Below are 25,321 nucleotides of genomic sequence, written 5' to 3'. Positions count from 1 at the left end.
AATTAACGCTCAGCGCACAAAGGCGCATAAATACGGAGGTTCTTCCATGCCACGCCTTAAATCCATACTTACCGCAGCCAGTCTTGGGGCGGCTGTTCTGGGAACATCAAGCACCGCCTTTGCCGCGGACAAGCTGACCATTCTTCTGGATTGGTTTGTAAACCCGGATCACGCGCCGCTGATCGTTGCCAAGGAAAAGGGTTTCTTTGCCAATCATGATCTCGATGTTGAGCTGATCGAACCATCCGATCCGTCCGCCCCGCCGCGCCTTGTTGCAGCTGGTCAGGGGGACGTTGCGGTGAACTATCAGCCGCAGCTTCATGTTCAGGCCGCCGAAGGTCTGCCGCTGACGCGGATCGGCACACTTGTGGCCACCCCGCTTAACAGCCTGATCGTGCTCGAAGATGGCCCGATCAAGGAGATCGCCGACCTTAAGGGCAAGAAAATCGGTTATTCCCTGGCCGGGTTTGAAGATGCACTTCTTGGCACCATGCTGGCCAATCACGGCGTCTCGATTGACGATGTCGAGTTGATCAATGTGAACTTCTCGCTGTCGCCCTCGCTTTATTCCGGTCAGGTCGATGCGATCATTGGCGGCTATCGTAATTTCGAGCTCAACCAGATGGAGATCGAAGGCAAGCCGGGCAAGGCATTCTTTGTGGAGGAAGAAGGCGTGCCGCCCTATGACGAGCTGATCCTGACGGTCCGCAATGATCAGACCGATGATCCGCGCTATGCCCGCATGTTGGCGGCCCTTGAAGAAGGTGTGCAGTACCTGATCAACCATCCGGATGACAGCTGGCAGGCCTTTATTTCCGCCTATCCGAACCTTGATGACGAACTCAACATCAAGGCCTGGGCCGACACCCTGCCGCGCTTTGCCCTGCGTCCGGCCGCCCTTGACAAGGCCCGCTATGCCCGCTTTGCCGATTACATGGTCAAACAGGGCCTGATCGAGGAAACCCCGGCGCTTGAAAGCTATGTCGCCGTCATCGAATGATCAGTTGATCGCATAACCAACAAGTCCCCCCTGCTTTCGCGGGCTGCGTCCCAGCACCCGCGAAAGCACCCCGAAAGGCCGGAACGTGTGCCCCGCATTCCGGCCTTTCCCTTGCGCCGGTGAGATTGACCGTTACCTTATAATGGGTTGTAAAACCCATCAGGGCGGTTACGCCACCATCGGAGCAGGACATAAAAGTGCAGCAACAAACCAAACCCGACCATCACACCGATACCGGTTTTGAAAACCGCCATCCCCTGCCCGATACGGTCAAGCGGTCCTTCTGGCATTTCCTGCGACGGCGCTATTTCGGCGATGACAACTGGCCCAAGGCCAAACATCAGATCGGCAAAATCCCGACCGAAACACCCGATCATGCGGCCATACACAATCCCGACCCGACCCGCCTGCAGGTTACATGGGTCGGTCATGCCACGGTGCTGGTGCAATATGGCGGGCTTAATATCCTGACCGATCCGGTGTTTTCCGAACGCGCATCGCCCTTCAAACGCCTTGGTCCGAAACGCTATACCCAGCCGGGCCTTGCCATTGATCAGCTGCCCAAGCTTGATCTGGTGTTGCTGTCACACAATCACTATGACCATTTCGATCTGGCCAGCCTGACAGAGCTTGGTAACGCGCCGCGTTATGTCCTGCCGCTGAAAAACGGTGCGCTTCTGGAAAAGGCGGGGATCACTGCTGAGCGTTATGTCGAGCTTGATTGGGATGAAAGCCATTATCATGATGATGTAAAAATCACCCACGTGCCGTCCAACCATTGGTCCAGCCGCACCACCAAGGACCGCAAGGAAATGCTGTGGGGCGGGTATGTTCTGGAATTTCCTGATGGCTACCGGTTCTATTTTGTCGGCGACACCGGCTGGAACGAGGCGCTGTTTACCGAAATGGGTGCAACCCATGGCGGGATTGATTTCGGCCTGATCCCCATCGGGGCGTATGGCCCGCGCGATTTCATGCGCAATGCCCACTGCAATCCCGAAGAAGCCATTCAGATCATGCAGAAAATGGGTGTCAAACAGGCGCTAGCCATTCATTGGGGTACCTTTGTGCTAACGGCCGAACCGGTTGATGAACCACCCGCTCGACTGGCCACCGCGCGCAAGCATGCCGGAATTGCAGAGGATGATTTCATCGCCCCGCCGATTGGTGCGACCCGGTTCTTTGCGGGTAAACCCAATCCCGCATCGACAACCCGCGAAAAGGTCGAGCCTACGGCGTCTGCCACATAGCAGCCCACTCAAGTTCGGTTTGGTGGTTTTTCAAACTGCGTGCTAAGCATCAATGATTGCGTCACAAAACCGTAACATTGATTGCCCCGCCATGAGTTTGACTGTCTTTCTTGCCGTAATGGGTGCTGCCCTGATGCATGCCGTATGGAATGCACTGGTCAAGGGTGGCTCGGACAAACTGATGAACATGACGGCAATCGTGCTGGGTCATACGCCGATTGTTTTGCTCCTGCTGCCGTTTGTCGACCTTCCAGCGCCGGAAAGCTGGCCCTATCTGATCGGGTCCATCGGGCTTCATATTGGCTATCAGCTGTTTCTGATCCTGGCCTATCGCCTTGGCGATCTCAGTCAGGTTTATCCGATTGCACGTGGGTCTTCGCCATTGATCGTCGCCGGGGTCTCGGTTCTGATCATGGGGGTTACCCTGCATGTCAGCGAGAGGCTGGCGATTGTCGTGATCGGGGTTGGCATCATCAGCATGTGCATCACCCGTCAGGCCGATGGCCTGCGCAACCGCAATGCCGCCCTTGCCGCCATCATCACCGGTTGTTTTATCAGCAGCTACTCACTGGTTGATAGCACGGGTGCACGACTGGCCGGAACCGCACTTGGCTATTACAGCTATCAGACGATTGGCAACGTTGTGATCTTTGCCGTGATCGCGACCTTCATGCGCCCGCGCATGCTGGCTGATATTGCAAGATCGGGCAAAAAGGTTTTTGTGGTGGGCGGAACCGCATCCTTTGCCGCCTATGCCACTGTCATGTGGGCCTTTACGCAGGCACCGATCCCGCTTGTGGTAGCACTTCGCGAAACCGGTATTGTCTTTGCCCTTTTGATCGGCGTGTTCTTCATGGGGGAAAAGCTCAATCTTGTGAAGCTGTCCTCGACCATGATGACACTGGGCGGGGCGATTATCCTGCGTCTGGCCCGCAGCCTGTAACCCCCTGCCGACCAAACGCATTGACGCCTGTCACAGCATATTAAAAGACCGGCAACACCAGATGGCATTGCCGGTCCGTCCGGTTCATCTGTTTGGGCGACAGATCACCCGGCCCGATGCCATAACTGCAACCCTCATGAAGCCGTCACAACACAAAAGTTACGTTATAACATTCCAATTTGTCGCGTGAGCGCGCGTTAAAGTCAAGTCCGCAAGTATGAAACCTGCGGACCTGCTTGGGCGAACAAATCCCTTGCTGCAAACCGCCGGGTCAGACCCGCGTGCGCGGCACACGGCGGGTACCGTCTTCGAACCGGCCAAGCTCCATGCCCTTGACCGAGATGGATGGCTGTCCGGTGGTGATCCAGTCAGCCAGCACCTTGCCAACCACGGGTCCCATGGCAAAGCCGTGGCCCGAGAAGCCCGATGCGACGAAGAAATGCTTGGGGTTGTCGAACTGATCGATCACCGGCACCGCATCCGGGGTGACATCGATATCGCCCGCCCATGTATCGGCAATACCGACCTTCTTGATTTGCGGCAGGATCTTTTGCAGGTTGCGCATCGCGTTTTTAACCCGCACTTCATAGGGCTCTGCCTGATTGGTGCGTCGTCCGATCATCGGTTGCTTTGAGGCGTCCGAGCCGGGAACACGATCCACCAGATCATCAAAGAACCGCTTGTTCATGTGGAACTTGAAGGTCGCCCAGTTATCAAAAAGCCCCGGCATGAAATCACGGGCGAATTTCAACCGCCCCATCGTCAGATCAATGTCGGTCATGAACTCATCGGCGATGTTCATTGATCCATCTGCACGCTGACGAAACGCCAGCCCCGCTGCCAAGGTCCCGGCGGCCGAAATATCGGGCACCGGGGTGGTGCGGATCACCGTGCCGCGCGTTGTCTGTTGCGGCAGACGGCGGCCGAACTTGGCGACGAATTTGTGGGTGGCGGCCCCGGCGGCACAAATGACGTATTTACATTTGATCTCGCCCTGCTCGGACACGACAGAACTGATCGCGCCAGCCTGGGTCTCGATCGACAGCGCGCCGCAGCCCTCGGCAATGACGGCCCCCATTTCGCTGGCGCGTTTGGCAATGGCCGGTGCGGCCTTTTTCGGCTCAGCCTGACCATCGGACGGGGTATAGATCCCGCCAACGCCCGGTGTGGTAATCCCGGGGATCATTTTTGTGACACCCTTGGGGTCAAGAACCTGGGTTTCGATGCCAAAATGTTTGGTGTCGTCGATCCAGCCTTCGAATTCCGACATTTCCTTGTCATCACGCGCGACGAACAAAACACCGCCCTGACGCCATTCCAGATCAGCATCCAGTTCCTTTTCAAGACCTTGCCAGATTTTGTTGCCCTCCATCATCAGCGGCAATTCAATCGGGTCACGCCCCTGCTGGCGCACAAAGCCCCAGGCACGGCCGGACTGATGTGATGCAATCGTGTCCTTTTCCAGAAGCACGACTTTCATGCCGGCTTTTGTCAGGTAATAGGCACAGGATGACCCGTGAATGCCGCCGCCGATAACAACAACGTCGCATTCCTTGGGCAGGGTGTTTTTTGGATATTCTGTCATGTGGGGACCTAAAGATCAGTTTTGGTGGCAATTCAGTTTGGTGTGTGGCGGGAACCACGTTATGTTGCGCGCCAACAAATCTCAACCAAATCAGGTGCCACCATGTCTGATAATGCAAAAAAACAGTCCCCCGCCACCGTGAGCGGACAGGCGCTTGGCTGGGTCGATGAAGCGACCAAATCCGTTACACCACCGCTTTATCCCTCGACCACGTTCGAACGCAACACCGATCTCAGCTACCATGACGGGCGCTGCTATACCCGTGCCGACAACCCGACATATGATCAGGCGTGCGCTGTTCTGAACGAGCTTGAAGGTGGTTCTGAAACCCGCCTATTTGCATCTGGCATGGCAGCCGCCGTGGCGGTATTGCATGCGCTCAACCCGGGGGATCATGTTGTCGCCCCCAAGGTGATGTATTGGGCACTGCGCAGCTTCATGCTTGATAGCGGCGTGCGTGCAGGTATCAGCTTTGATTTTATCGATAACGCCGATATTGCAGACTGGGACGAGCACATCGTTGCCGGCAAGACCAAGCTGGTCTGGCTTGAAACCCCGGCCAACCCGGATTGGCAGATTACCGATATCGCCGCCGTTGCAAAGCTGGCCAAGGCGGCAGGCGCGGTTGTCGCCGTTGATAATACCGTTGCAACACCGCTTCTGACCCGCCCGATTGAATTTGGTGCCGATATCGTTATGCATTCGGCCACCAAGTACCTGAATGGTCACAGTGACGTTCTGGCGGGATCGCTGACCACCGCAGCAGATAGCGAGTTCTGGCAGCGTGTCTGCAAACAGCATGCATCCGGTGGTGCGGTTCTGGGTGTGTTTGAAACCTGGCTTTTGCTGCGCGGCATGCGTACCCTTTCGATTCGTGTCGAACGCGCCAGTGCGAACGCCATGGCAATCGCCAAACATTTCGAAAACCACCCGGAAATCGAACAGGTCCAGTATCCCGGTCTTGAAAGCCATGTCGGCCATGACATTGCCAAAAAGCAGATGCAGGGTGGCTTTGGCGGCATGCTGTCACTTCGGGTCAAGGGCGGTGAAAAGCGCGCGGTTGAATTCCACAACCATTGCAAGCTTTTCAAACGCGCAACGTCACTTGGCGGGGTTGAAAGCCTGATCGAACATCGATCCTCCGTCGAAGGCCCGACCAGCCCCGTTCCGGGGGACCTTTTGCGCCTATCCGTCGGGATCGAAGATTGTAATGATCTTGTTAACGATCTGGAAACAGCTTTTCACATAAGCAAGTGAGCATATACTGCATTTTTCTTTGATCCGGAACGACATCGCCCATGCAACCACCGATGCCATCGCACAATTCAAACAGATCATTGTCACGTGTTCTGACCCGTGGTGTTTCTGCGGTTGTGCTGGCATCGGCCGTTCTTTTGCCTGTGACACCAAGCACCCCGGCAGCCGCGCAGGAGACTAACGGTTCAAAGGGCAATCTGACGGATGTTAATGCCCTGCCCCCCGCACCGGGTTTGATTTTCGATGTGAAAGCCGGCGAATACATCATGTTCGATGTGCTGGTCGAGCGCCTGTCGGATCGCAAATATGTTCTGATCGGCGAAAAGCATGACAACCCGATCCATCATCATCATCAGGCGCAACTGGTCGATGCCCTCAGCAATGCCGATGATCAGGAACGGGCGATTGTCTGGGAAATGTTTACCCGTGATCAGCAGGTCACCCTTGATGAAAATTGGCAGGACTTGCCGATTTCCGAACTTGGCCCGGCCTTGGCGTGGGAAGATCGCGGCTGGCCGTCTTGGCATGACTATGCCCCGATCGCACAGGCCGCACGCGACAACGGTCTGATGATGGTGGCGGGCAATCTGCCCGATGATCTGCTGAAACCCATGATCAGCGAGGGCAATGATGCCATGCCCGATGATCTGGCAGCCAAGCTTGACCTACCCGACATTCCGACCGAAATGCTGGATCGGTTTAATGTCGAAATCGCCGAGGGCCACTGCAACATGCTGCCCGAAAGCATGCTGGGCAGTTTTTCTGCCGTTCAGTTTGCCCGCGATGCATCGCTTGCCCGTGCGATGACGGATGCAGCCCAGATTGACGGCATTGACGGCGCGTTCCTGATCGCCGGTGCCATGCATGTCCGCCACAGCATTGCCGCCCCTTGGCACATCAAACGTTTTGAGCCGGGTCTTGAAATGCGTGATATGGCTGTCGTCAGCCTGATCGAGGCTGATGATCCCGGCCCTGACGCGTCACTGGTCGAAGATTACGCCATGCGATTTGGCGCCCCCGACGATATCGATTTCATGTGGTTTACCAACGATATCGCGCGCGGCGATCCCTGTCAGAACCTTGGCGGCATGGGCAAGGAAGACCGGCAAGATCGGCCCTAAGCCCTCCGATCACTGACCTTTTCCAACAGACTTTTGATTACTTGATCTTGCGCGGCAACCAGTCGGTGGTTGCGACCGGCTTGCCCTTGTGCGAGCGCATGACGCGTGGGCGCACGACTTCCTTGGCTTCGGGCGTCGTCGCAGTCTTGCGGACCGAGGCATAGAATTCAACCAGCTCATCATACGGGATGATCGTCCCGATCCCTTCCTTATAGGCCTTGGTGTAGGGCGGATGGTTGCGTACGGTCATACTGAGATGTTCGACCGTGTGATGGCCAAATTGCGACCAGATGCTTTCAAGGAAATGAACTGTTTTCGGATCCACCGATTTCAGCCGCACATCGGGCCGGGATTCTTCCATGACGGCATAAAGGTTCGGTTCCACCGGTCCGAATTCCTCGGCAACAAAGATGGCGGGCATCAACATGTTGCCATGGTAATTCGCCCCGTAATAGGCCTGTGCCAGATACAACAAACGGTGCAGTTTTTGCGGCTGCAGGTATTCGTTGTCATTGAGTGCGAGGTCAATGAACCTGAATGCGGCATCAAATACCGTATTGAGAACCGGCTTGTTCTTCATGCTGGGCCCGATGGTCTTGGGAAACAATTACGCGTTCCCAAGGATCATAAAGTCTATGGCAGATGCCAACAAGCATCACCAATCAGGTTTTTCGAATTTAGGGAAGAGATAGCGGGAAGACCAATGCCCTGCCGTCTGGCGCCTGGAACCTAGACGGTCGCATCCAGATGCGTACCGCGCACGCCGACACCATGGGTCACGGCATTGACCACCTGATAAAACGACGTGCCACTATTGGCCGAAAGATCAAACGGGATCGACGGATCAAGCAGGCTTGCGAAATCAACGTCACTCTCCATCTCGACCGCGCCTTCCTTGTCGCTGGCACGGCGTGCGGCTGACAGGTTGCGCTGTTCGGTGCGCTGGTCTTTCTGCTCGCCGGAATTACCCTGCCCGGACTGGCGTTTGTCTTTGCCATCGACATAGGCATTAAACAGAATGCCGTCGTCATCCGGGTCATAGGTATAATGCTGGGACGGTGCTTCAACCTGACTGTCACGGTTGACCGTCGACAAACCGCGCGCACCAGCCGACGCAAGCCGGCCATAGTGACCTGCTTGTGAAACTGTCTGTGCGTTTTGGACCGGTGCGACCATCTTCCTATACCTTGGTGAGTCACGGGCGGTTGAATAAAGCTAATGCAACCTATGCATTCTACATGAATATATAGGCATATGGCAGCAAAATCGCAATTCCTGCTACCCGGCGCAACGAACGACGTGGGTGCTTAGTCGCCTTCGAATTCAACAAGATGGAATTCTTCGACACCGCGATCACGAATTTTTTGCGCGCCGCCAAGGTCGGGCAGATCGATGATGAAGGCGCAACCAGCGACCTCTGCCCCGATTTTCTCCACCAGATCAATCGCGGCCAATGCCGTACCGCCGGTTGCAATCAGATCATCCATGATCAAAACGCGGCTGCCTGGTTTGACGGCATCCTTGTGGATTTCAATCACGTCCGAGCCGTATTCAAGCTCATATTCCACACCAACGGTTTCAGCAGGCAATTTGCCCTGCTTGCGGATGGTGACAAAACCCACACCAAGGGCAACGGCAACCGCCGGACCGATGACAAAGCCACGGGCTTCGATACCCGCGATCATGTCGATCTTCTTGTCCTGGAATTCGGCGGCGAAACTGTCGATCACTTCGCTCAGACCATAGGGGTCTTCAAACAGCGTCGTGATATCCCGAAACATGATGCCCTTTTTCGGGTAATCGGGAATGGTACGGATCAACGACTTGATCGACATGGAATACTCCGGCCAGATATCAGGAAATGTTACGGCGCAGGTCAAAAGCCATGAATATCATGGCGAGATCACATACGGCGACACTTGATGCCTGAATCAGAGCGGATTGGCAAGGCACATGATGCCATGCCCCCTGCCTGCCATTGGTTTCACACACCGCGATCAGGCGGCGTGTGATGAAACGGTGCGTTGGGGAGTGTGGGTCGCCGGGCTGCTTGCCGCGACAAAGTCATTGGCCAGCTTCTTGCTTATTTCTGCACGGGTTCCGCGCGGCAGGCCGGTCTGGGCCGCCTGACGGTTGCCCCAGACTGCCCGGTAAAGGCGGTAGTCATGGTCATTGATCTGACCGAATACTTTTTCGACTTCCATCAGAGTCTGGACGTAACTCTTTTTCATGTCAGTCATCCTGTTGCTCGTTGGGGTTTCAGCGGATCTCACCGCCGAAATGCTGCACATCGTTTTTGATGATGCGTCGTTCACAGCAGCCATATAGTCCGAACTTCATGGCCTCTCAACTGCAGCACGGTGACAAGATCGGGAAGAATTTGTGACAAAGCGCCCTATTCTTGCAAAACCGCAAACCCCGGATATCACGCCACTAGAAGATTTCTGCCAGATTGCGCGATGATGCAGATATGAAAACGGCCCGCCTTCGCGGTGAAGACAGGCCGTCATAAAATCAAATCGATATGCAAACAGCGCGTTGAAAAACCTTAGTTCAGTTTCTTCGCCGCCTCGGCCTGTTTGGCTTCTTCGTCGATCTGCTTTTGCAGCGCATCGCCATACTCGCCGTAAATCCGCCCTTCGAGAGACAGCTCGAGAAAGCGGATATAGTCGTTCTGGTCCGTAATTTTGGCGCGCGCCACTTCGATCACGTCAAACGGACTTGCAGCATCAAGATCATATTTGCGGATCAGACCCAGCATTTCTGCGGTGATCTGATCGAGTTTCTTGCGGGTGTCGCTATAGGACAGCGTCATCAGACAATCCTGTAAATCGCTTGGGTTTTCTGGCCTGCTTATGCCTGTTTGACGCACAACTGGCAAGCCCCGGCACGATGAAAACGGCTCTGTGCGCGTTGCGAACTATACAAATTCAATTTGCACAACTTGAGGCATATCAAAGCACTTTTTGCGCGAACATGCATGGTGCAAAAGCCCATGAATTGGATCGTAAAAGCCTGTTTCATCGGGTTTCTTGAAGTCGTCGCCACCGGGGAATAACCATGCGCATCCTGTCTGCTTTCAACGCCATGAGCATCCGCAAACGCTTTATGTGGGCGTCCGCATTTGGCGTCTCGACCACTGTGATCATTGCGCTTTTGATGATGACGGTCGTCGAAGAAAAGGCCATGGATGAAAAGCTCCATCAGCTGAGCGAGAACGAACTGACATCGTTGCACGCGCTGATCGTCAATGTCATGGCGGCCCGCCCTGATGATATCGATGACATCGGCATTCAGGTTTTCAACAACTGGTTTGACAGCCGCAATGGCGACTATCCGGGCGAGCTGTGGTCCGCATGGGGGCCGACAACCATGGCCTATATGGAAGAATTCGGCGACAAACCGCTTAAAACCCCGCGCGACGAAATTGATGCCGAGGCGATCGAAACCGGCCAGATGATCGGTCGCTATACCGAAAACGGCAGCTATCGCCTCTCTATGCCGATTGTCTTGGGGGAAACCAAGGGCGCGGATCGCGAAGTCTGCTTTAGCTGCCATGGCGCGATGGAAGCCGATACCGGTGATGTGATCGCGGTTCTGTCGTCCAGCCTTTCGGTCGCACCGGAACAGGCAAAGACCAACCGAATTCTGATCGGCATCGTTCTGGGCGGTCTGGCGATTGCCATTGCCACCATTATTGGTATGCGCGTGCTGCTGTCCCGGATCGTGACCGGTCCGTTGTCGGATCTTGGCAATGACATGAACGCGCTTGCGGATGGCAATACCAACTTTGAAATCAATGCCCTGTCGCGCCAGGATGAAATCGGCGAGATGGCCAGATCGGTTGATGTCTTCCGCACCAATGCGATTGCCAAAAAACAGATGGAAGCCGAACAGGAAATTGAATCCAAACGCCGCGAAGAACGCATGCAAAGCCTTGAGCGCCACATTGGCAGCTTTGAAGGTGTGATTGCCCAGATCGTCGGTGCAGTGTCTACCTCTGCCGACCGCATGCAAACCACGGCACGGGGACTTGTGGATTCTGCGGACCGCGCAAGCAAAAGCGCAACCACGGTTGCCGCCGCGTCCGAGGAAGCCACCGTCAATGTCCGTACCGTGGCAGATGCGGCAGATCACTTGTCTGAATCCATTTCCCAAATTGGCGAACAGGCGCAGCAATCCACCCAGATTGCCGCCGAAGCATCCCGTGAAGCCGCCCAGTCTTCTGACACGGTTCAGGGCCTGTCCGAGGTTGCCAACCGCATCGGTGAGATTGTCGAACTGATCAGCGACATTGCCGGTCAGACCAACCTTCTGGCACTGAACGCCACCATCGAGGCAGCCCGTGCCGGCGAAGCTGGCAAAGGCTTTGCCGTTGTCGCGGCAGAGGTCAAAAACCTTGCCAACCAGACAGCCCGTGCCACCAACGAAATCGCCGAACAGATCACCGCCATTCAGGAAGAAACCGGCAAGACGGTAACCTCGATTGGCGATATCTCGGACGTGATCAGCCGCATCACCGAAATGGTCAACACCATCTCAGCCGCCGTGGGCGAACAATCCGATGCCACCGGCGAAATTGCCCAGAACGTTGAACAGGCTGCCATCGGCACACAGGAAGTCAGCAGCAACATCGAACGCGTCAGCAACACGGTCGCTGATACCGATCAGGCAGCCCACCTTGTGCTTGATGTTGCCGAAGAGCTCGGAACGCTTTCAAACGATTTGCGCGCGCAGGTCGATCAGTTCCTTGCCGATATTCGCAGTAGCTAACCAAAAGAACACTACCCAAGACAATCGATCAGCCGGCGGCAAGACAGTGGTTTTGCCGCCGGTCTTGTATTTGCCCGCCCCCAAACAAAGATAAAACATCTGAAAACAGAAGCCCTGGGCGCTTCGCGACACCCCGAACAACCAAACGTAAAATCCACCCCTAATTGATAAAATTAACTTCCAAGCAACGTTTTACGTGCCTATTCTTACGTAAAAAATAATACGCGCTTTTCTAATATATGGTGATTTCGCTGCACGTAGCGCCATCGCGACGACCCGGGGGATTGTGGGGACAATGTCGTTTACGACGATTTTAGGCATTATGGTAGGCCTTGGCCTGTTTATCGGGTCGATCTTTATTTCGACCGATAACTATCTGGTATTCCTAAGCCTTTCGAGTGCGCTGATGGTGGTTGGCGGCACGTTGGCGGCAACCTTTATTGCCTATGAAGCGCGCTATGTGCTGCTCGCGCTCAAACTGATCTTCAAGATTTTTCGTGCCCCGCAAATGGGCCGGGGGCAACTGACCGGCGAAGTCGGGCGTGTCGTGAAATGGGGCTATCTGCTGCAAAAAAAAGGCATCAATGCGCTGGAACAGGAAGCAGAACGGGTCGGAAAAGACGAACCGTTTCTCGGCTGGGCGATGGAAGTCATCATTACCGGCTATGACGGCGAAGAAACCGCCGAGATGCTCCATAACGCCATCGACAATGCGTTCAATCGCAATCTGGTGCCGGTTGCCATCCTCAAAAGCATGGCCGCGGCCGCCCCGGCCTTTGGCATGATCGGCACCTTGGTCGGGCTTGTCATCATGCTTGATAAAATGGCCGATGACCCGACATCACTTGGTGCTGGCCTTGCCATCGCCCTGATCACCACGCTTTACGGAATTGTTGCATCGCGCTTTTTCTTCCTGCCCGCTGCCAGCAAAATTCAGCAGCGCGAAGAGATCATGCGGTTTCGCAACTACCTGATTGCCGAAGGCCTGATCATGCTGGCCGACCGCAAAGGCCCGCGCGCCATTCAGGACAGGATGAATTCGTTCCTTGATCCGGCCATCCATTTCAATATCGACAAGTCGTCGAATTAAGGAAAACCGTCATGGCCCGCCGCAAAAGACGCTTGCAGCGCACCGAAGAAGAACCGCTGAACGAAGACTGGCTCGCGACATATGCCGACGCCATCACCCTTCTGATGGCCTTTTTCGTCATGCTGGTCAGCTTTTCGAAAATCGAAATTCCGATGTTTGAAAAGGTTCAGGCCGGCATCGCCGAACAAATTGGCAAACGCGAAGTCGTGCGCCCGACACAGGTGCTTGAAACCGACCTGCGCGACGTCGTTTTCAACATGGCGATGGACAGTGCGGTCAATGTGTCGACCGATGATGAAGGCATCCTGATGGAAATGGGCAGCGGCGCCTTCTTCCAGCCCGGATCAGCAAACCTGACCAACGATGCCGTCCTGTTTCTCAAGGATGTCGGCGATCTGCTTAAGGAGCCACGCTATCTTGGTTTTCAGGTGGAAGTTGCAGGCCATACAGATGATAGCCCGATCAACTCATCGCGTTTCCCAACGAACTGGGATTTGGCGGCCGGTCGGGCGATTGCTGTTGTGCGCTTCTTCGGCGCGCTGGGTGTCGATCCCGACAGCAAGCGCATGCGCGCCATTTCGTATGGCGAAACCAAACCGAAACTGCCCAACCGCGATGATTTCGGAGACCCTCTCCCTGAAAACCGCGAAGCCAACCGCCGGATTGAAATCCGGGTCTTCCCGAAATATTCGCGGGTCTTTTAATGGGGCCGTGCACGCGCGATCTGTTCAACCTCATCTGAAAATGACAAAGGGGCCCAAAGGCCCCTTTTTGATGTGCAGATGTTGCTCTGATCACTCGATATGCAGCACCATTTCATCCCGGGCGGCAAAGGCACCTGACCAAGTGGCGCGTGCCTTTTGCTCAATGACGGTCATTGCCGTGTCATCATGGTCCGGGTCGTGATGGAACAAGGCCAGTTGCTTGGCATTGGCAGCCCGGCACAGACGAATACCTTCCTGCCATGTTGAATGCCCCCACCCGACCTTTTGCGGGAATTCCTCATCGGTGTAGGTGCTGTCATAGATCACCAGATCGGCATTCTCGATGAAATCCAGAATGGTCTGATCGGGGTTTTCCGGGTCATGTTCGGTGTCACTCACGTAACACACGGCATTCCCTTCGAATTCGACCCGAAATGCCGTCGCCCCGTTGGGGTGGCGCAACGGGGCTGTCTTGATCACAATACCGTCGGCCGGATGGAGTTCATCACCAACATTGAAATCCTCGAATGTCAGCGTCGATTGCATGGCCGAAAGCGGCACGGGAAAGGTCGGGTCGGCCATCTGGGCGGAAAACACGCGTTCCACACCGCCCTGATGGGTCAGATGTCCGGCCATGACGCGAAAAGACGCCTTCGGGTTATAGGCAGGCACAAAGAACGGAAAGCCGTTGATGTGGTCCCAATGCGTATGGGTCAGAAAGATGTTGGCATGGGTCACCTGACGGCGGATCAGATCCTTGCCCAGGTTGCGGATCCCCGTCCCGGCATCAAAAATCAGCACCTCGTCACCGACGCGCATTTCAATGCAACTGGTATTGCCGCCGTAAACCACATGATCTGGTGACGGGCAGGCAATACTGCCCCGAACGCCCCAGAATTTAACCTCAATCGCCATTCACCAAATCCTGTCCAAGGATTGACCGGTTATCACCGAGTGCAACTATCACACGATAACATCATACAATCACGAACCCATTGTTGATTGCACCTAACATATTCACTTCACGTCAACAGTGCTTCCGATCACAGCACCCGTCACTTCATCGGCCCGTCCGCAATTAACCGCGATCTCACAAAGCCCGATCGAATTGCGGTAATGAAATCCCGTACCAGTCGGCACATCGGAAAATGTGCGTGCGCCTGACACAACATGCTCATTGATCGCGACTTTTTCATCCTCTGCCCGCGCCAAAAGCCCCGTCATCAGGTTTCCATAGGGATCGATATAGATCACCTCGGCCAATTCATCTGGCCAGTCTTGTGCTGCGCTAAACCGATCACCCGGCGCAATATCGTGCGATGCATAGGCCTGGTCATTTGCCACCCGTGCGGCCACCGGGCCAAACACATCGCGACCATGAAAACTGGCCGACGCATCGGACGGCATCCAGTCAATCACCCTGATCGTTACCTGTTCTGCGCGCCGGATCACGATTTCAAACAAACCATTATCCGGCCCGACATAGGAAATACCGTCAGCCTCGACAACAAGCCCGTGACGCGAGCTTCCCACCCCCGGATCAACAACAGCCAGAACCACATCGCCTTTTTGAAATTCCCGACTTAAGGCCGCTAGAAGATAACTTGCCGCCTTTGGGTTTCGGTCCGGCGCATCACGCATCAGATCACAGATCGGCACGTCCGGCGCATGGCGCATCACGACGGAGCGCATCGTCCCGCTATAGGGGCCGTTCACACCAAAATCGCTAAAGACAAAGATCATGGCACCTGCCGAGAAGTCGGATAAAAAAGTGTCTTATGAAGACAACAACGCCGGTGGCAACGTTTTGATCCCACCGGCGCTGTCGTTACGCATCAAATATATGATCGAAGGTCGCGATGTACTACTTCACCTCGCAGAACTGGCCCCGTCGTTTCAGGTCGGCGCACAGCGAGCTTGCCGCACTGTTGCTAAGCCCCGTGGCCATCAAACGATAATACGTCCCCTTGCCCGGGATATTGGCGCGCGTCACACCATGCTGCAAAGAGGCAAGCTGACCATAACGCCCTTTGAGGATTTGCCAGCCGCGTTCTGCCTGCGCTTCGTTGCGATATGACGCAAGGTGCACGGATTTCGATCCGGTTGCGACTGGTGTTGCCTCTGTCATTTCCTCGGCCGGTTGGACCGGGCGGCTTTCGCCCGTGGCGACACGGCGGACCGGTTCCCCGGAATTAAGGGTCATGGCTGTGCCTTGCGCCGGCTCGACAATGGCTGCTTCGATTGCATCACGCTCGCGCTTGAATTCATCTGGCGTGACCAGCTTCATCTGTTGCAGGTCTTCGATGCGCGCGATCTGGCGCGCCGCATCCATAAGGCCCTGCGGTGCTGGCGGCGGGGTTGCACGTTGGCGCGGTTGGGCCGGCAGCAATGCATCAAGAATGGATGTGCGTTCCGCAACATGTTCCTGCACCGTGATCGCACCGATCTGAAGCGCCCGGTTCAGCTGATTAAGACGCTGCTCGACCTGTGCGCCTTCGGGCGGCGGATTATTCAGGAATGCCGATGGTGACGGCTGGCTCATTGGCAGTAACGCACCAAGGTTGGCCGAACGTCGGGCGGAATATTCCTCGGGCGTGACAAGGCCGGTCGCCTGAAGGTTACGCAAAATGGCAAACCGTTTTGCAATCGCTTCATCGCCAGCAGACAATGCAGCCCCCGCCGGAATATCCATGGCTTTGACAGGACCGCTGGTCATGCCCGAGGTCGGGCTGCTCGTCGGCGCATTTGATGCGCGCCCGGCGGCGACTGCTGCGGCACCGTTGCCAAGGCCCGATGGCCCGCTGATGATTTGATCATTGATGCTAAGCGATCCCGGAAGACCGCGTTCAAGACGCGACAGGTTGAATTCTGCAGCATCGCGCAACGGACGCGGCTGGGTTCCGGTCGCCGAAGACATCAAAACCGTCCCTGGCGGATTCATCGCAATCAGCGTTTCATAGCCATCATGCGCTCGATCCGGTCGGTTGGTGTTTTGATAAAGGACTGACCGCCACAACATTGCATGGCCATCCTGGGGATTCTTGCGAAGCGCCTCGTCAAAGTACTTTTCAGCAGATGCGTAATCACCGCTGGCCAGTTGCTGCAGACCAAGGGCGGTGTAATTGTCATCGGCAAAGGACGTTGCCTCGTCCCAGAAATCCTGATCCAGCAGCGGCGCACAGGCCGACACCCATGAAACCATACCGATCACAGCAATGCCCTTGCCGATCTTCAGCCAGTTCCCGGTCCGCTTTGCGGATACCTGCATGGCGCCAATCCCCTATTCCTTAAAACCCGTTATCGGAAACCATGCTGTATTGCCCTGTGATATGCCAGCAAAACCATACATGGACTTCCCCCATACAGCCTTGATTTTGCACCCTGCTTGCCAACAATTCGTTAAAGCAATTTCACGCGACACTTGTCCTGCCATATGTATAGTTTCTATAAATAGAATAGTGTTAGGTTCATGGCCCACGCTATTAACCAGACCTTCAGAACATTATGATTTGCTTGAACTTCGGTCTTCGGTGTATTCAACCAACCTATAACGAGTAAAAACATCTTCTCTTTCAGGGGCTTCGCGTGATTGAACCGCAGCAATATGGCCAACAGGCCCTTCAGGAATACCTGTTGCTGGATTATGTGCAACGACTGGAAACCCGCAAATACGGGCACCGGGCGGTACATATTCACCTGTCACGCATGAAGCCGTTCCATCGCCGCGATTATCATATCCGCGTTGCGACCAACACCTTTGAAAGTTATGTCAAACTCTATGTAGGCCGTATCTTTGTTCTTACCAACAGCGACCTGATCTTTGTCTGGAAAGACAAATCGATCGCCGATGTCGAACCGGCAGTCGATACACTGCGCTATCTGTTCCGTGATGATCCGCTGTCACAGGATGAAAGCGAAGAAACCGGTTTCTGCACCTGGTATAACCTTAATACCGAATTTCAGGAATTCCTGCTGCTCTGTCAGCATCTGGATGAACGCGCCAAGAAACTGCAGAAAAGCAGCAATATGCGCACTGCAATCCAGCGCGAAAAAGACGATCATACCCTTGGTCCGATCACGGCCGAAAACCTGGCTGAACTTGAAGAAACCATTCATACTGCCGATCTGTCCGAACATATCCGCCAACAGCCGGTTTGCGTGTTTGCCCATGGCGGGTCCAAGGAACTCCATCCGGTCTTTGACGAGTTCTTTGTCTCGATTGCCGATCTGCGCAACGCGCTGATGCCAAATATCGATCTGGCGTCAAACCGCTGGCTGTTCCAGCACATGACCGAGACGCTCGACAAACGAATGCTGAACTATCTGTGCAAGCGGACCTTCAAGACACATGCAAGTTCGTTCTCAATCAACCTCAATCTTGGCACCCTGACCTCCAAGGATTTTGACAAGTTTGATGAAACCGTGCGCCGGAACTGGAAGGGCAACGTGATCATCGAGCTTAATCAGGTTGATCTGTTCTCGAACCTTGAGACCTATCTCAGCGTGCGTGACGATTTCCATGAACGCGGCTATCGCATTCTGGTCGACAACCTGACTGTCGAAGCCCTGTCCTTTGTTGATCGTAAACGCCTGAAAGCCGACTTCATCAAGGTCGCCTGGCGCGAAGAGATGACCGATAACGTCATCCGCAAGAAATACTCCGAGATGGACAATCTTGTGAAAAACTCCGGCCGCGAACGCGTCATCCTGTGTCGTTGCGATTCACCGACCGCGATCAAGTTCGGCCAGTCGCTGGGCATCACCCTGTTCCAAGGACGTTATATCGATAACATGATCGCCCGTCAGCGCCGCGCCAAGCGGGATGCGAAAAAGCCCGTCAAACCGGCACCAAAGAAACCAACCCCTGACAAGCCGACCCGTTAGACTGCCCGGTAAACGCCGAGGACACGCCCCTGACAAATTTGTCAGGAACCGGGATGTGCAACAGCTTTGCTGCATTTCACCCCTTGGCAAAACCGGAACAAAAGCAGTACATATAAGCATGTTGTACGCGCTGTGCCCGGACTGCCATCACAAATGGCGACTGCACCTTGATCACCCGCTTCCCAAAAGCGGCAGCGGATCATATGTGCCCTGCCCGGTTTGCGCCTGCACGCGCGCGATCGCCCACCCGGAACTCCCCGATCTTGCCATTGGCCATCTTGATTGCGATGCGTTTTATGCCTCGATCGAGAAGCGCGACCGACCGGAGCTGATTGACCAGCCGGTGATTATTGGCGGCGGCCATCGCGGTGTTGTCGCGACCTGTTGTTATATTGCGCGCAAATACGGCGTGCGATCTGCCATGCCGGCCTTCAAGGCACGCGAACTGTGCCCGGATGCGGTATTTTTGAAATCCGACATGAAGAAATATCAGCGTGAAGGCTATCGCATTCGCGACATGATGCGCGCCTTAACGCCCGATATCGAACCACTGTCGATTGACGAGGCCTTCATGGATCTCTCGAACGCGTTTGAGACCCATGGCAAATCAGCAGCTGAATGCCTGATCGACCTGCAGGCAACAATCAAACGCGAAGTCGGCATTACGGTCTCTATCGGGCTTTCCTATAACAAGTTTCTTGCCAAGATATCCTCGGACCTTAACAAGCCGTTCGGCTTTTCCATGATCGGCCGCGCTGAGGCCGTTGAGTTCCTCGCCGACAAACCGGTGCGCATGATGTGGGGCGTGGGTCCTGCCATGGAACGCAAACTGCACGCAGATGGCATCACAACCATAGGCCAGCTTCAGGAAATGGATATCCATGCCCTGCAGGGCCGATATGGCAGCATCGGCAAGCGGTTCTTTTACTTTTCGCGCGGCGAAGACAACCGCCGGGTTGAACAAAGCACGGAACGCAAAAGCCTGTCTTCGGAAACCACCTTTAACGAAGATATCGCAAGCCTGTCAGAACTCACCGAAATCGCCACCCGCCTGACGTCGCGGGTCGCAAGCGACTTGGCGCGCAAGGAAATCGCCGGCCATACCGTGGTCCTGAAGCTGAAATCATCGGATTTCAAAATCCGCACCCGCAACATGCGCCTGACCTACCCAACCCTGCGTGAGGAGGCGATTCTCGACGCTGCGCTAACCTTGCTTAAAAAGGAAGTTGATGGCACACGCTATCGGTTGTTGGGTGTCGGGGTGGCCGATCTTTACGCCGCCGATTTGGCAGACCCGGTTGATCTTTTTGCCGGAGACGGTTCCCCCAAAGACGATGGCGCGATTGCTACGACCACAGCCAATCCCGAAAATCCCCGCCAAATCATCGACTTGCCCCGCCCGACGACCGAACAGCTGCGCGAAAGCCTGACCCGGCGCTATCGACAGCACAAAGGCAAACCGAAACAACGACGGCTTCCCTTCTAGGCATTATCGAACGCAAGAGCGTCATCAGAACGCGATATTCCGTTGCATTCCTTCACGGAAAAGATAAAACAACCGAAAGTATAGTTACGGCGCTAAAAATTGCCACCGCGCCCCAAAAGATCGTCGAATGGGAGCCCCAATGTTTGGCGTAGAACTCGATATCCGTACATTGGCATTTGTCGCGACCCTGTCAGCCATTATTCAGGCCCTGACGTTCTCGTCGCTGTGGATGGTATCGCGGCGTGACAATGCGACCATGCTATGGGCCATCGGCGGCATTGCCAACGCAATCGGGTTTGTTCTTTTGGGGTTCCGGGGCTTTATCCCCGATTTGGCATCGGTCGTGGCCGGGAACACCCTGATTGCCGCGGGTCATGTGTTCTATCTGCTCGGCCTTCAGGTCTATACCGGCAAAAAGCCAAGCTATCGGATTTCGGGCGTAGTAGTTGCGGCCTATGCGCTGCTCTTTGTCTATTATCTTGAAATTGTTCCGAATTTCGCCATGCGGGTCGTCGTCATTTCTGTGACGATCTCGGCGACAGCACTGGCAAGCTGCCTTGTTCTGGCGCAATCAAGGTGCCGGAAACTGACCGCACCGGAAATCCTGATGGCGATCACCTTTGCAGTACACTGTCTTTTCCATCTGGCGCGCGGGATCGTCGCCCTTATTGATGATCAGGCGATGACCAAACTTATGTCGGCATCGACTATTCACATGCTGGCTTTCCTCGATGTAATCGTCTTCCTGCTGCTGACAGCTGTCGGCTTTACCGCGATGATCATCATATCGCTGAACCTGTCCCTGCTGGCCGAGGCGCGTGCAAAGAACCGCCTGTTTACTGTTCTTGCCCATGACCTCAGAACGCCGTTTCACGGGCTTGCAGGGCTTTCTCTGATGGCGCAGCAGGATCTGGTGGCGGGCAATCCGGCGCAGGCGCTTGGCAATATTCGTAAACTGCATTCGTCGACCTCGGAAACCCTGCGTTTTCTCGATGATCTTCTGATTTGGGGCCGCACCCTGTTTGATGAGGGCAAACCGGAACGCAGTGAAATCCCCCTGAAAGAACTGGTTGATAACACCATCAAGGTTTCCCGCCCGCTGCTGGAGACCAAATCAGTCCGGGTTATCAGTGAAGTGGACGTGCCGGTTGCCTATGGCATCGCACCGCATGTGGAAATGATCCTGCGCAATTTGCTGGTCAATGCGATCAAGTTTTCAAACCCGCACGGCTCGGTCACGATTTCTGCTCAACAGGCAGATGAAAAAATCCGCCTACGGGTCATCGACCGCGGGGTCGGTGCATCTGATGACATGATTACCGCCTTTGCCGCCAGCATGACGAGCTATGACTCCAAAGACGGCACCAAAGGGGAAATCGGCTCTGGCGTCGGGCTGTCATTGTGTCGTGACTTGTGCCGCGAAGATGGCGAAGACATCTGGCTAGAACACAATCCTGAAGGCGGGCTGATCGCGACCTTTACCCTGTCAGTTCCGCCAACGGCATAAACAGCTGGAATCAAAAACGCCCGCCGAACCATCGAACGAGCATTTTAACGCAACATATTGATATTTTTGGAAAAGATGGCGTCCCCTAGGGGATTCGAACCCCTGTTGCCGCCGTGAAAGGGCGGTGTCCTAGGCCTCTAGACGAAGGGGACACAGGCACAAGCATTTATGTGCGAATGTCGTGACGTTCGGTTGGTGGCGTCCCCTAGGGGATTCGAACCCCTGTTGCCGCCGTGAAAGGGCGGTGTCCTAGGCCTCTAGACGAAGGGGACACATACGCACCAATCGAAGTCAGTCTATGTTAACGAGTGGCGTCCCCTAGGGGATTCGAACCCCTGTTGCCGCCGTGAAAGGGCGGTGTCCTAGGCCTCTAGACGAAGGGGACGCAGCGCGTTAACGAGGCCGGTTTTTAGCGATTGGGTGGGGTCAGGTCAAGCGGCTTTTTCGCCCCTGTGACGTTTTTTTTAATCCCCTGCCGGAAATGATGCCATTCCCGACCAAATACTGAAAAACCATGCGGGACTGTTTAACCAGACGGTTTATCCCGCGCACTTCCGGCCTTGGATGGACAGATGTGGTCTTCTCCCCTGCCCGACAAGGGTTCCGCCTGTTTCTTTATCTGGCCCGACGTCGCGTTCCAAACCAGAAACAGCTCCCCGCCAAAGCCAGCCCGCAGGCCAGGAATACAAACATCGCCTTGTAACCGGCATCCGGATCAGCCTCATAGTGGCCGACAATCAGCCCGGCGATGCCTTGCAGAACAAAAAGCCCGCCAAAGGTCGCCAGATTGATCGTGGTGAGCGCCCGGCCAATCTGATGTTCTGCCACGGCCTTGCGCGATGCGGCATAGTTCAGCGTCGCACTGCTGCCAAGGAAGCCGTGCAACAGCATCAACACCATGGCAATACCGGTGCCCAGCGGCCCGACAAAGGCCTGCAACATGCAGGCAAGCGCACCGACCAGAACGGCAAAGACGATTAGTCCACGCGTTTTATCAGGCATCATACGCGAAAGCTGCCCATAGGTTGGCGGACCAATGATCATGCCAATCGTCATCACCAGCAGGATATTGCCGACCTCGACCGCGCCAAGATCAAACACATCATGCAAATATGGCCCGCCCCAAAGCCCGCGCACGGTCAGGATCGTCGGGTAACTGAAAAACGCAACGCCGCACAGCAACCAAACCTGACGGTTTGACCAGACCGACACCATGCCGCGCAAAACATCCATGACGCTTTCGCCGCGCTGGGCGTGTACCGCATGGCCCGGCGGATTGTCGCGGACCAGAATGAAATCAAGCATGACTGCAATCAGCGCAATGCCAGCAAGGCCGTAATAGACCATTCGCCAGCCATAAGCCTCCACCAGGGTCGCAAGCGGCGTTGCAGACGCCAGAACCCCCATCAGGCTAAAGGAGACGATCAGGCCGGATGCGGCAGCGAACTTTTCCGGTGCTGTCCAACGCGCGGCCAAAACAAGTGCCGACATAAAGGCCGCCGAACAGCCAACCCCGATCACCGCTTGGCCTGCCATCAAGCCCAGCACGCTTTGCGCATTGGCAAAGATGATGACGCCAGCAACGGTGACCATGGTCAGAAACCCGTTGGTCAGGCGCGGCCCATATCGGTCCAGCAAGACCCCAACCGGGATCTGCATCAGGGCAAAGGCAAAATGGAAACTGCCCGATATCAAACCAAGCTGTTCGGGGGTGACGGCAAGCTGTTCACGCAGCGGCCCGGCCAACAAGGCCTGGGCAGAACGGAAAAACTGACTGAGCGAAAAGGCCAGCATGATCGGCATCAGAACGATCAGAAACGATCCGAGGCCATGCTTGGGCGTCGCGGAGGTGGGTGTGGGGCGCGAATTTTGTGTCATGGTGCCTTCAGGATTAATCTGATCGCACCATCACGGCAAGCATTTGCCGCATCATAGCTGCCCTGCCCGGGTTCGCGTCGCTAGACCGGCAAGGCGACATCATCAATGATCAGCTGCACGCCATCACGCCCCTGCCAGGTATCCCGGCGCAAATGCCCCAGTACATGCAATGGGCGCCCGCCATGCTTGATCAGGGTCTGACCCATATCATTATCAAGGCATCGGAACGCAATCGCCTTAAGCCGCCCCTGCCCGTTGGCCCCGGTCAGGATACAGCGCACATGATCCTGCCCGACCACATCGGCCTTCACCGCGCGGCAATCAACAAAGACAAAGCGCGGCTCTGCATTTCCAGCGCCAAACGGGCCCAGCTTTTCAAGCGCATCAATCAGCTCGATCGTTGCCCCCTTGGCATGCAAGGCGCCATCAACCGTAATGGTTGGGCGAATGTCATTTTCGGCGATGATCTTGGCAAAGCGTTCTTCAAGGAAGGTTTCGAATGCCTCAAGCTTCGCGGGGTCAAGGGTAAAGCCTGCCGCCATATGGTGGCCGCCGCCATTGATCAGAAGTCCGGCCTGACGGGCGGCAATGATCGCATCGCCAAGGTCAATACCGCGGACAGAGCGCGCAGACCCCTTATAGACGCCATCAACCATCCCCATAACAAGCGACGGAACGTGGTAGCGGTCCTTAAGCCGGCTTGCGACAATGCCGATCACACCGGGATGCCAGTCTTCGCCGCCGATCAGCACCATCGAGCCGACCTTGGACTTGCCCTCGACCGCGCTGATCGCCTGATCAAGGACGATATCCTCAATCGCCTTGCGCTCCCGGTTATAGTCATCAAGTTTACGCGCTATATCCTGCGCCTCAGCGGGGTTTTCACCCGACAGCAGGGTCGTGCCCAGAAAACTCTCGCCAACGCGCCCACCGGCATTCACACGCGGGCCCAGGACATACCCCAGATGATAGGCACTAGGGACCTCGTTGACCCCGGCAATATCGGCAAGTGATGTCATGCCGATATTGCTGCGATGCTTCATGACCTTAAGGCCCTGAGTAACAAAGGCCCGGTTCAACCCACGCAGCGGCACCACATCACAGACCGTGCCAAGCGCCACCAGATCAAGCCAGCCGCGCAAATCCGGTGCGCGGACCCCGGCCTTTTCAAGCCAGCCGCGATTGCGCAACTCGCGCAGCAACGCCACACAGACCAGAAACGCCACGCCCGCCGCACAGAGATGCCCAAGCCCGCTTTCATCATCAAGCCGGTTCGGGTTCACCACCGCGACCGCAGGCGGCAATTCCGGCTCTGCCGCGTGGTGGTCGACAACAATGACATCAATCCCGGCATCACGCGCTTCCTGCAGCGGCGCATAGGCCGTCACCCCGCAATCAACCGTCAGGATCAGTTTGGCGCCCTTGCGCTGCAACTCCAGAAGGGCTGGCGCATTGGGGCCATAGCCCTCAGTCATGCGATCGGGGATATGAACCGGCACCTCAAGACCAAGCGCACGGAAAAAACGTTTCAAAAGCGCCGTACTGGTTGCGCCATCAACGTCATAATCGCCAAAAACCGCAATCCCCTCGCCCGCCTCAATCGCATCCGCAATGCGCGCAGCCGCCTTGTCCATATCCTGCAAGGTGGATGGGTCGGGCATCAGATCGCGCAATGTGGGGGACAGGAAACTTTCCGCATCATCAAGATCAATGCCGCGCGCGGCCATTACCCGGCCGACAATCTCCGGCACACCAAAACGCTGGGCAATCGTGGTTGCCAGCCGCTCGTCATTTGCTCGTTCCCGCCACCATTTGCCGGTAACGGATCGCTCGATGCCCATAA

General features: G+C 55.6%; 22 protein-coding genes and 3 tRNA genes. 11 read left to right on the top strand and 14 right to left on the bottom strand.

Translation table 11 applies throughout. The annotated features are described in order from the left end of the window. Nucleotides 1–46 precede the first annotated feature (46 nt). From ACXAF0_RS18165 to ACXAF0_RS18155, 3 genes are all read left to right on the top strand, one after another. Nucleotides 47–1,000 carry an ABC transporter substrate-binding protein gene (locus ACXAF0_RS18165; protein WP_475347239.1) on the top strand — a complete coding sequence of 318 codons (954 nt, stop codon included), beginning with the start codon at nucleotides 47–49 and terminating at the stop codon, nucleotides 998–1,000. A gap of 197 nt (nucleotides 1,001–1,197) precedes the next feature. After that, a complete protein-coding gene (locus ACXAF0_RS18160; RefSeq protein ID WP_475347238.1) occupies nucleotides 1,198–2,250 on the top strand; it encodes an MBL fold metallo-hydrolase in 1,053 nt (350 codons plus the stop codon). 91 nt (nucleotides 2,251–2,341) lie between these two features. Further along, nucleotides 2,342–3,193: an EamA family transporter gene (locus ACXAF0_RS18155; RefSeq protein ID WP_475347237.1), complete on the top strand. Its 852-nt coding sequence runs from the start codon at nucleotides 2,342–2,344 to the stop codon at nucleotides 3,191–3,193. Between the two features lie 271 nt (nucleotides 3,194–3,464). Here ACXAF0_RS18155 and ACXAF0_RS18150 read toward each other — a convergent pair whose 3' ends face one another. Continuing rightward, entirely contained in the window at nucleotides 3,465–4,778 is a 1,314-nt protein-coding gene (locus ACXAF0_RS18150) for an NAD(P)/FAD-dependent oxidoreductase (RefSeq protein ID WP_475347236.1), read from the bottom strand. 102 nt (nucleotides 4,779–4,880) lie between these two features. Between ACXAF0_RS18150 and ACXAF0_RS18145 the strand changes: the two genes are divergently transcribed. Beyond that, a complete protein-coding gene (locus ACXAF0_RS18145; RefSeq protein ID WP_475347235.1) occupies nucleotides 4,881–6,035 on the top strand; it encodes a trans-sulfuration enzyme family protein in 1,155 nt (384 codons plus the stop codon). A gap of 41 nt (nucleotides 6,036–6,076) precedes the next feature. After that, a complete protein-coding gene (locus ACXAF0_RS18140) occupies nucleotides 6,077–7,156 on the top strand; it encodes a ChaN family lipoprotein (protein ID WP_475347234.1) in 1,080 nt (359 codons plus the stop codon). A 37-nt stretch (nucleotides 7,157–7,193) separates the two neighbouring features. Here ACXAF0_RS18140 and ACXAF0_RS18135 read toward each other — a convergent pair whose 3' ends face one another. From ACXAF0_RS18135 to ACXAF0_RS18115, 5 genes are all read right to left on the bottom strand, one after another. Further along, the gene (locus ACXAF0_RS18135; protein ID WP_475347233.1) at nucleotides 7,194–7,763 is read right to left on the bottom strand and encodes a Panacea domain-containing protein; all 570 of its coding nucleotides are present in this window, start codon (nucleotides 7,761–7,763) and stop codon (nucleotides 7,194–7,196) included. A 122-nt stretch (nucleotides 7,764–7,885) separates the two neighbouring features. Continuing rightward, the gene (locus ACXAF0_RS18130) at nucleotides 7,886–8,332 is read right to left on the bottom strand and encodes a hypothetical protein (protein WP_475347232.1); all 447 of its coding nucleotides are present in this window, start codon (nucleotides 8,330–8,332) and stop codon (nucleotides 7,886–7,888) included. A gap of 131 nt (nucleotides 8,333–8,463) precedes the next feature. Next, a complete protein-coding gene (locus tag ACXAF0_RS18125; protein WP_062955328.1) occupies nucleotides 8,464–8,991 on the bottom strand; it encodes an adenine phosphoribosyltransferase in 528 nt (175 codons plus the stop codon). A gap of 162 nt (nucleotides 8,992–9,153) precedes the next feature. Next, nucleotides 9,154–9,387 (bottom strand): hypothetical protein, encoded by a 234-nt coding sequence (locus ACXAF0_RS18120; protein ID WP_475347231.1) that lies wholly within the window; start codon nucleotides 9,385–9,387, stop codon nucleotides 9,154–9,156. A gap of 317 nt (nucleotides 9,388–9,704) precedes the next feature. Then, nucleotides 9,705–9,971, bottom strand: coding sequence for a hypothetical protein (locus ACXAF0_RS18115; protein WP_475347230.1), 267 nt, complete (start codon nucleotides 9,969–9,971; stop codon nucleotides 9,705–9,707). A gap of 245 nt (nucleotides 9,972–10,216) precedes the next feature. On the opposite strand from ACXAF0_RS18115, the gene ACXAF0_RS18110 reads away from it, so the two are divergent. The 3 genes from ACXAF0_RS18110 to ACXAF0_RS18100 all read left to right on the top strand — a co-directional run bounded on the left by ACXAF0_RS18110 (nucleotide 10,217) and on the right by ACXAF0_RS18100 (nucleotide 13,723). Continuing rightward, nucleotides 10,217–11,929, top strand: coding sequence for a methyl-accepting chemotaxis protein (locus tag ACXAF0_RS18110; RefSeq protein WP_475347229.1), 1,713 nt, complete (start codon nucleotides 10,217–10,219; stop codon nucleotides 11,927–11,929). A gap of 295 nt (nucleotides 11,930–12,224) precedes the next feature. Continuing rightward, a complete protein-coding gene (locus tag ACXAF0_RS18105) occupies nucleotides 12,225–13,019 on the top strand; it encodes a motility protein A (protein ID WP_475347228.1) in 795 nt (264 codons plus the stop codon). An 11-nt stretch (nucleotides 13,020–13,030) separates the two neighbouring features. Further along, nucleotides 13,031–13,723, top strand: coding sequence for an OmpA/MotB family protein (locus tag ACXAF0_RS18100; RefSeq protein WP_475347227.1), 693 nt, complete (start codon nucleotides 13,031–13,033; stop codon nucleotides 13,721–13,723). Between the two features lie 90 nt (nucleotides 13,724–13,813). On the opposite strand, the gene ACXAF0_RS18095 is transcribed toward ACXAF0_RS18100, so the two are convergent. The 3 genes from ACXAF0_RS18095 to ACXAF0_RS18085 form a co-directional block, all read right to left on the bottom strand. Beyond that, nucleotides 13,814–14,638 carry an MBL fold metallo-hydrolase gene (locus ACXAF0_RS18095; RefSeq protein ID WP_475347226.1) on the bottom strand — a complete coding sequence of 275 codons (825 nt, stop codon included), beginning with the start codon at nucleotides 14,636–14,638 and terminating at the stop codon, nucleotides 13,814–13,816. 102 nt (nucleotides 14,639–14,740) lie between these two features. Then, complete coding sequence (locus ACXAF0_RS18090) at nucleotides 14,741–15,466, bottom strand: SAM hydrolase/SAM-dependent halogenase family protein (protein WP_475347225.1); 726 nt, start codon at nucleotides 15,464–15,466, stop codon at nucleotides 14,741–14,743. Nucleotides 15,467–15,587: 121 nt separating this feature from the next. Beyond that, nucleotides 15,588–16,991: an SPOR domain-containing protein gene (locus ACXAF0_RS18085; RefSeq protein WP_475347224.1), complete on the bottom strand. Its 1,404-nt coding sequence runs from the start codon at nucleotides 16,989–16,991 to the stop codon at nucleotides 15,588–15,590. A gap of 317 nt (nucleotides 16,992–17,308) precedes the next feature. Here ACXAF0_RS18085 and ACXAF0_RS18080 point away from each other — a divergent pair, with 317 nt between their 5' ends. From ACXAF0_RS18080 to ACXAF0_RS18070, 3 genes are all read left to right on the top strand, one after another. Further along, complete coding sequence (locus ACXAF0_RS18080; RefSeq protein WP_475347223.1) at nucleotides 17,309–18,607, top strand: EAL domain-containing protein; 1,299 nt, start codon at nucleotides 17,309–17,311, stop codon at nucleotides 18,605–18,607. Between the two features lie 118 nt (nucleotides 18,608–18,725). Next, nucleotides 18,726–20,093 (top strand): DNA polymerase IV, encoded by a 1,368-nt coding sequence (locus ACXAF0_RS18075; RefSeq protein ID WP_475347222.1) that lies wholly within the window; start codon nucleotides 18,726–18,728, stop codon nucleotides 20,091–20,093. A 139-nt stretch (nucleotides 20,094–20,232) separates the two neighbouring features. Continuing rightward, a complete protein-coding gene (locus ACXAF0_RS18070; RefSeq protein ID WP_475347221.1) occupies nucleotides 20,233–21,600 on the top strand; it encodes a sensor histidine kinase in 1,368 nt (455 codons plus the stop codon). A 76-nt stretch (nucleotides 21,601–21,676) separates the two neighbouring features. Here ACXAF0_RS18070 and ACXAF0_RS18065 read toward each other — a convergent pair. The 5 genes from ACXAF0_RS18065 to recJ all read right to left on the bottom strand — a co-directional run bounded on the left by ACXAF0_RS18065 (nucleotide 21,677) and on the right by recJ (nucleotide 25,319). After that, nucleotides 21,677–21,752 (bottom strand) — tRNA-Glu (locus ACXAF0_RS18065). Between the two features lie 44 nt (nucleotides 21,753–21,796). Then, a tRNA-Glu gene (locus tag ACXAF0_RS18060) sits at nucleotides 21,797–21,872 on the bottom strand. Between the two features lie 37 nt (nucleotides 21,873–21,909). Continuing rightward, nucleotides 21,910–21,985: transfer RNA gene (locus ACXAF0_RS18055), tRNA-Glu, on the bottom strand. 230 nt (nucleotides 21,986–22,215) lie between these two features. Beyond that, nucleotides 22,216–23,478, bottom strand: a complete 1,263-nt coding sequence (locus ACXAF0_RS18050) for an MFS transporter (RefSeq protein ID WP_475347220.1) — start codon at nucleotides 23,476–23,478, stop codon at nucleotides 22,216–22,218. A gap of 80 nt (nucleotides 23,479–23,558) precedes the next feature. Beyond that, on the bottom strand, nucleotides 23,559–25,319 hold the full coding sequence (recJ, locus tag ACXAF0_RS18045) for a single-stranded-DNA-specific exonuclease RecJ (protein WP_475347219.1): 1,761 nt from the start codon (nucleotides 25,317–25,319) through the stop codon (nucleotides 23,559–23,561). Between the last annotated feature and the right edge of the window lie 2 nt (nucleotides 25,320–25,321).

Source organism: Thalassospira sp. ABD4_177, assembly GCF_056160125.1.
Note: the sequence above shows the minus strand (reverse complement) of the source record. Positions and strands in the feature narration are given on the sequence as shown.

Excerpts from the sequence above, each read along its gene's own strand:
- ACXAF0_RS18165 (WP_475347239.1), top strand. The coding sequence starts at position 47 with ATGCCACGCCTTAAATCCATACTTACCGCAGCCAGTCTTGGGGCGGCT.
- ACXAF0_RS18155 (WP_475347237.1), top strand. The coding sequence starts at position 2,342 with ATGAGTTTGACTGTCTTTCTTGCCGTAATGGGTGCTGCCCTGATGCAT.
- ACXAF0_RS18150 (WP_475347236.1), bottom strand. The coding sequence starts at position 4,778 with ATGACAGAATATCCAAAAAACACCCTGCCCAAGGAATGCGACGTTGTT.
- ACXAF0_RS18145 (WP_475347235.1), top strand. The coding sequence starts at position 4,881 with ATGTCTGATAATGCAAAAAAACAGTCCCCCGCCACCGTGAGCGGACAG.
- ACXAF0_RS18140 (WP_475347234.1), top strand. The coding sequence starts at position 6,077 with ATGCAACCACCGATGCCATCGCACAATTCAAACAGATCATTGTCACGT.
- ACXAF0_RS18130 (WP_475347232.1), bottom strand. The coding sequence starts at position 8,332 with ATGGTCGCACCGGTCCAAAACGCACAGACAGTTTCACAAGCAGGTCAC.
- ACXAF0_RS18125 (WP_062955328.1), bottom strand. The coding sequence starts at position 8,991 with ATGTCGATCAAGTCGTTGATCCGTACCATTCCCGATTACCCGAAAAAG.
- ACXAF0_RS18120 (WP_475347231.1), bottom strand. The coding sequence starts at position 9,387 with ATGAAAAAGAGTTACGTCCAGACTCTGATGGAAGTCGAAAAAGTATTC.
- ACXAF0_RS18115 (WP_475347230.1), bottom strand. The coding sequence starts at position 9,971 with ATGACGCTGTCCTATAGCGACACCCGCAAGAAACTCGATCAGATCACC.
- ACXAF0_RS18110 (WP_475347229.1), top strand. The coding sequence starts at position 10,217 with ATGCGCATCCTGTCTGCTTTCAACGCCATGAGCATCCGCAAACGCTTT.
- ACXAF0_RS18105 (WP_475347228.1), top strand. The coding sequence starts at position 12,225 with ATGTCGTTTACGACGATTTTAGGCATTATGGTAGGCCTTGGCCTGTTT.
- ACXAF0_RS18100 (WP_475347227.1), top strand. The coding sequence starts at position 13,031 with ATGGCCCGCCGCAAAAGACGCTTGCAGCGCACCGAAGAAGAACCGCTG.
- ACXAF0_RS18095 (WP_475347226.1), bottom strand. The coding sequence starts at position 14,638 with ATGGCGATTGAGGTTAAATTCTGGGGCGTTCGGGGCAGTATTGCCTGC.
- ACXAF0_RS18090 (WP_475347225.1), bottom strand. The coding sequence starts at position 15,466 with ATGATCTTTGTCTTTAGCGATTTTGGTGTGAACGGCCCCTATAGCGGG.
- ACXAF0_RS18085 (WP_475347224.1), bottom strand. The coding sequence starts at position 16,991 with ATGCAGGTATCCGCAAAGCGGACCGGGAACTGGCTGAAGATCGGCAAG.
- ACXAF0_RS18075 (WP_475347222.1), top strand. The coding sequence starts at position 18,726 with ATGTTGTACGCGCTGTGCCCGGACTGCCATCACAAATGGCGACTGCAC.
- ACXAF0_RS18070 (WP_475347221.1), top strand. The coding sequence starts at position 20,233 with ATGTTTGGCGTAGAACTCGATATCCGTACATTGGCATTTGTCGCGACC.
- ACXAF0_RS18050 (WP_475347220.1), bottom strand. The coding sequence starts at position 23,478 with ATGACACAAAATTCGCGCCCCACACCCACCTCCGCGACGCCCAAGCAT.
- recJ (WP_475347219.1), bottom strand. The coding sequence starts at position 25,319 with ATGGGCATCGAGCGATCCGTTACCGGCAAATGGTGGCGGGAACGAGCA.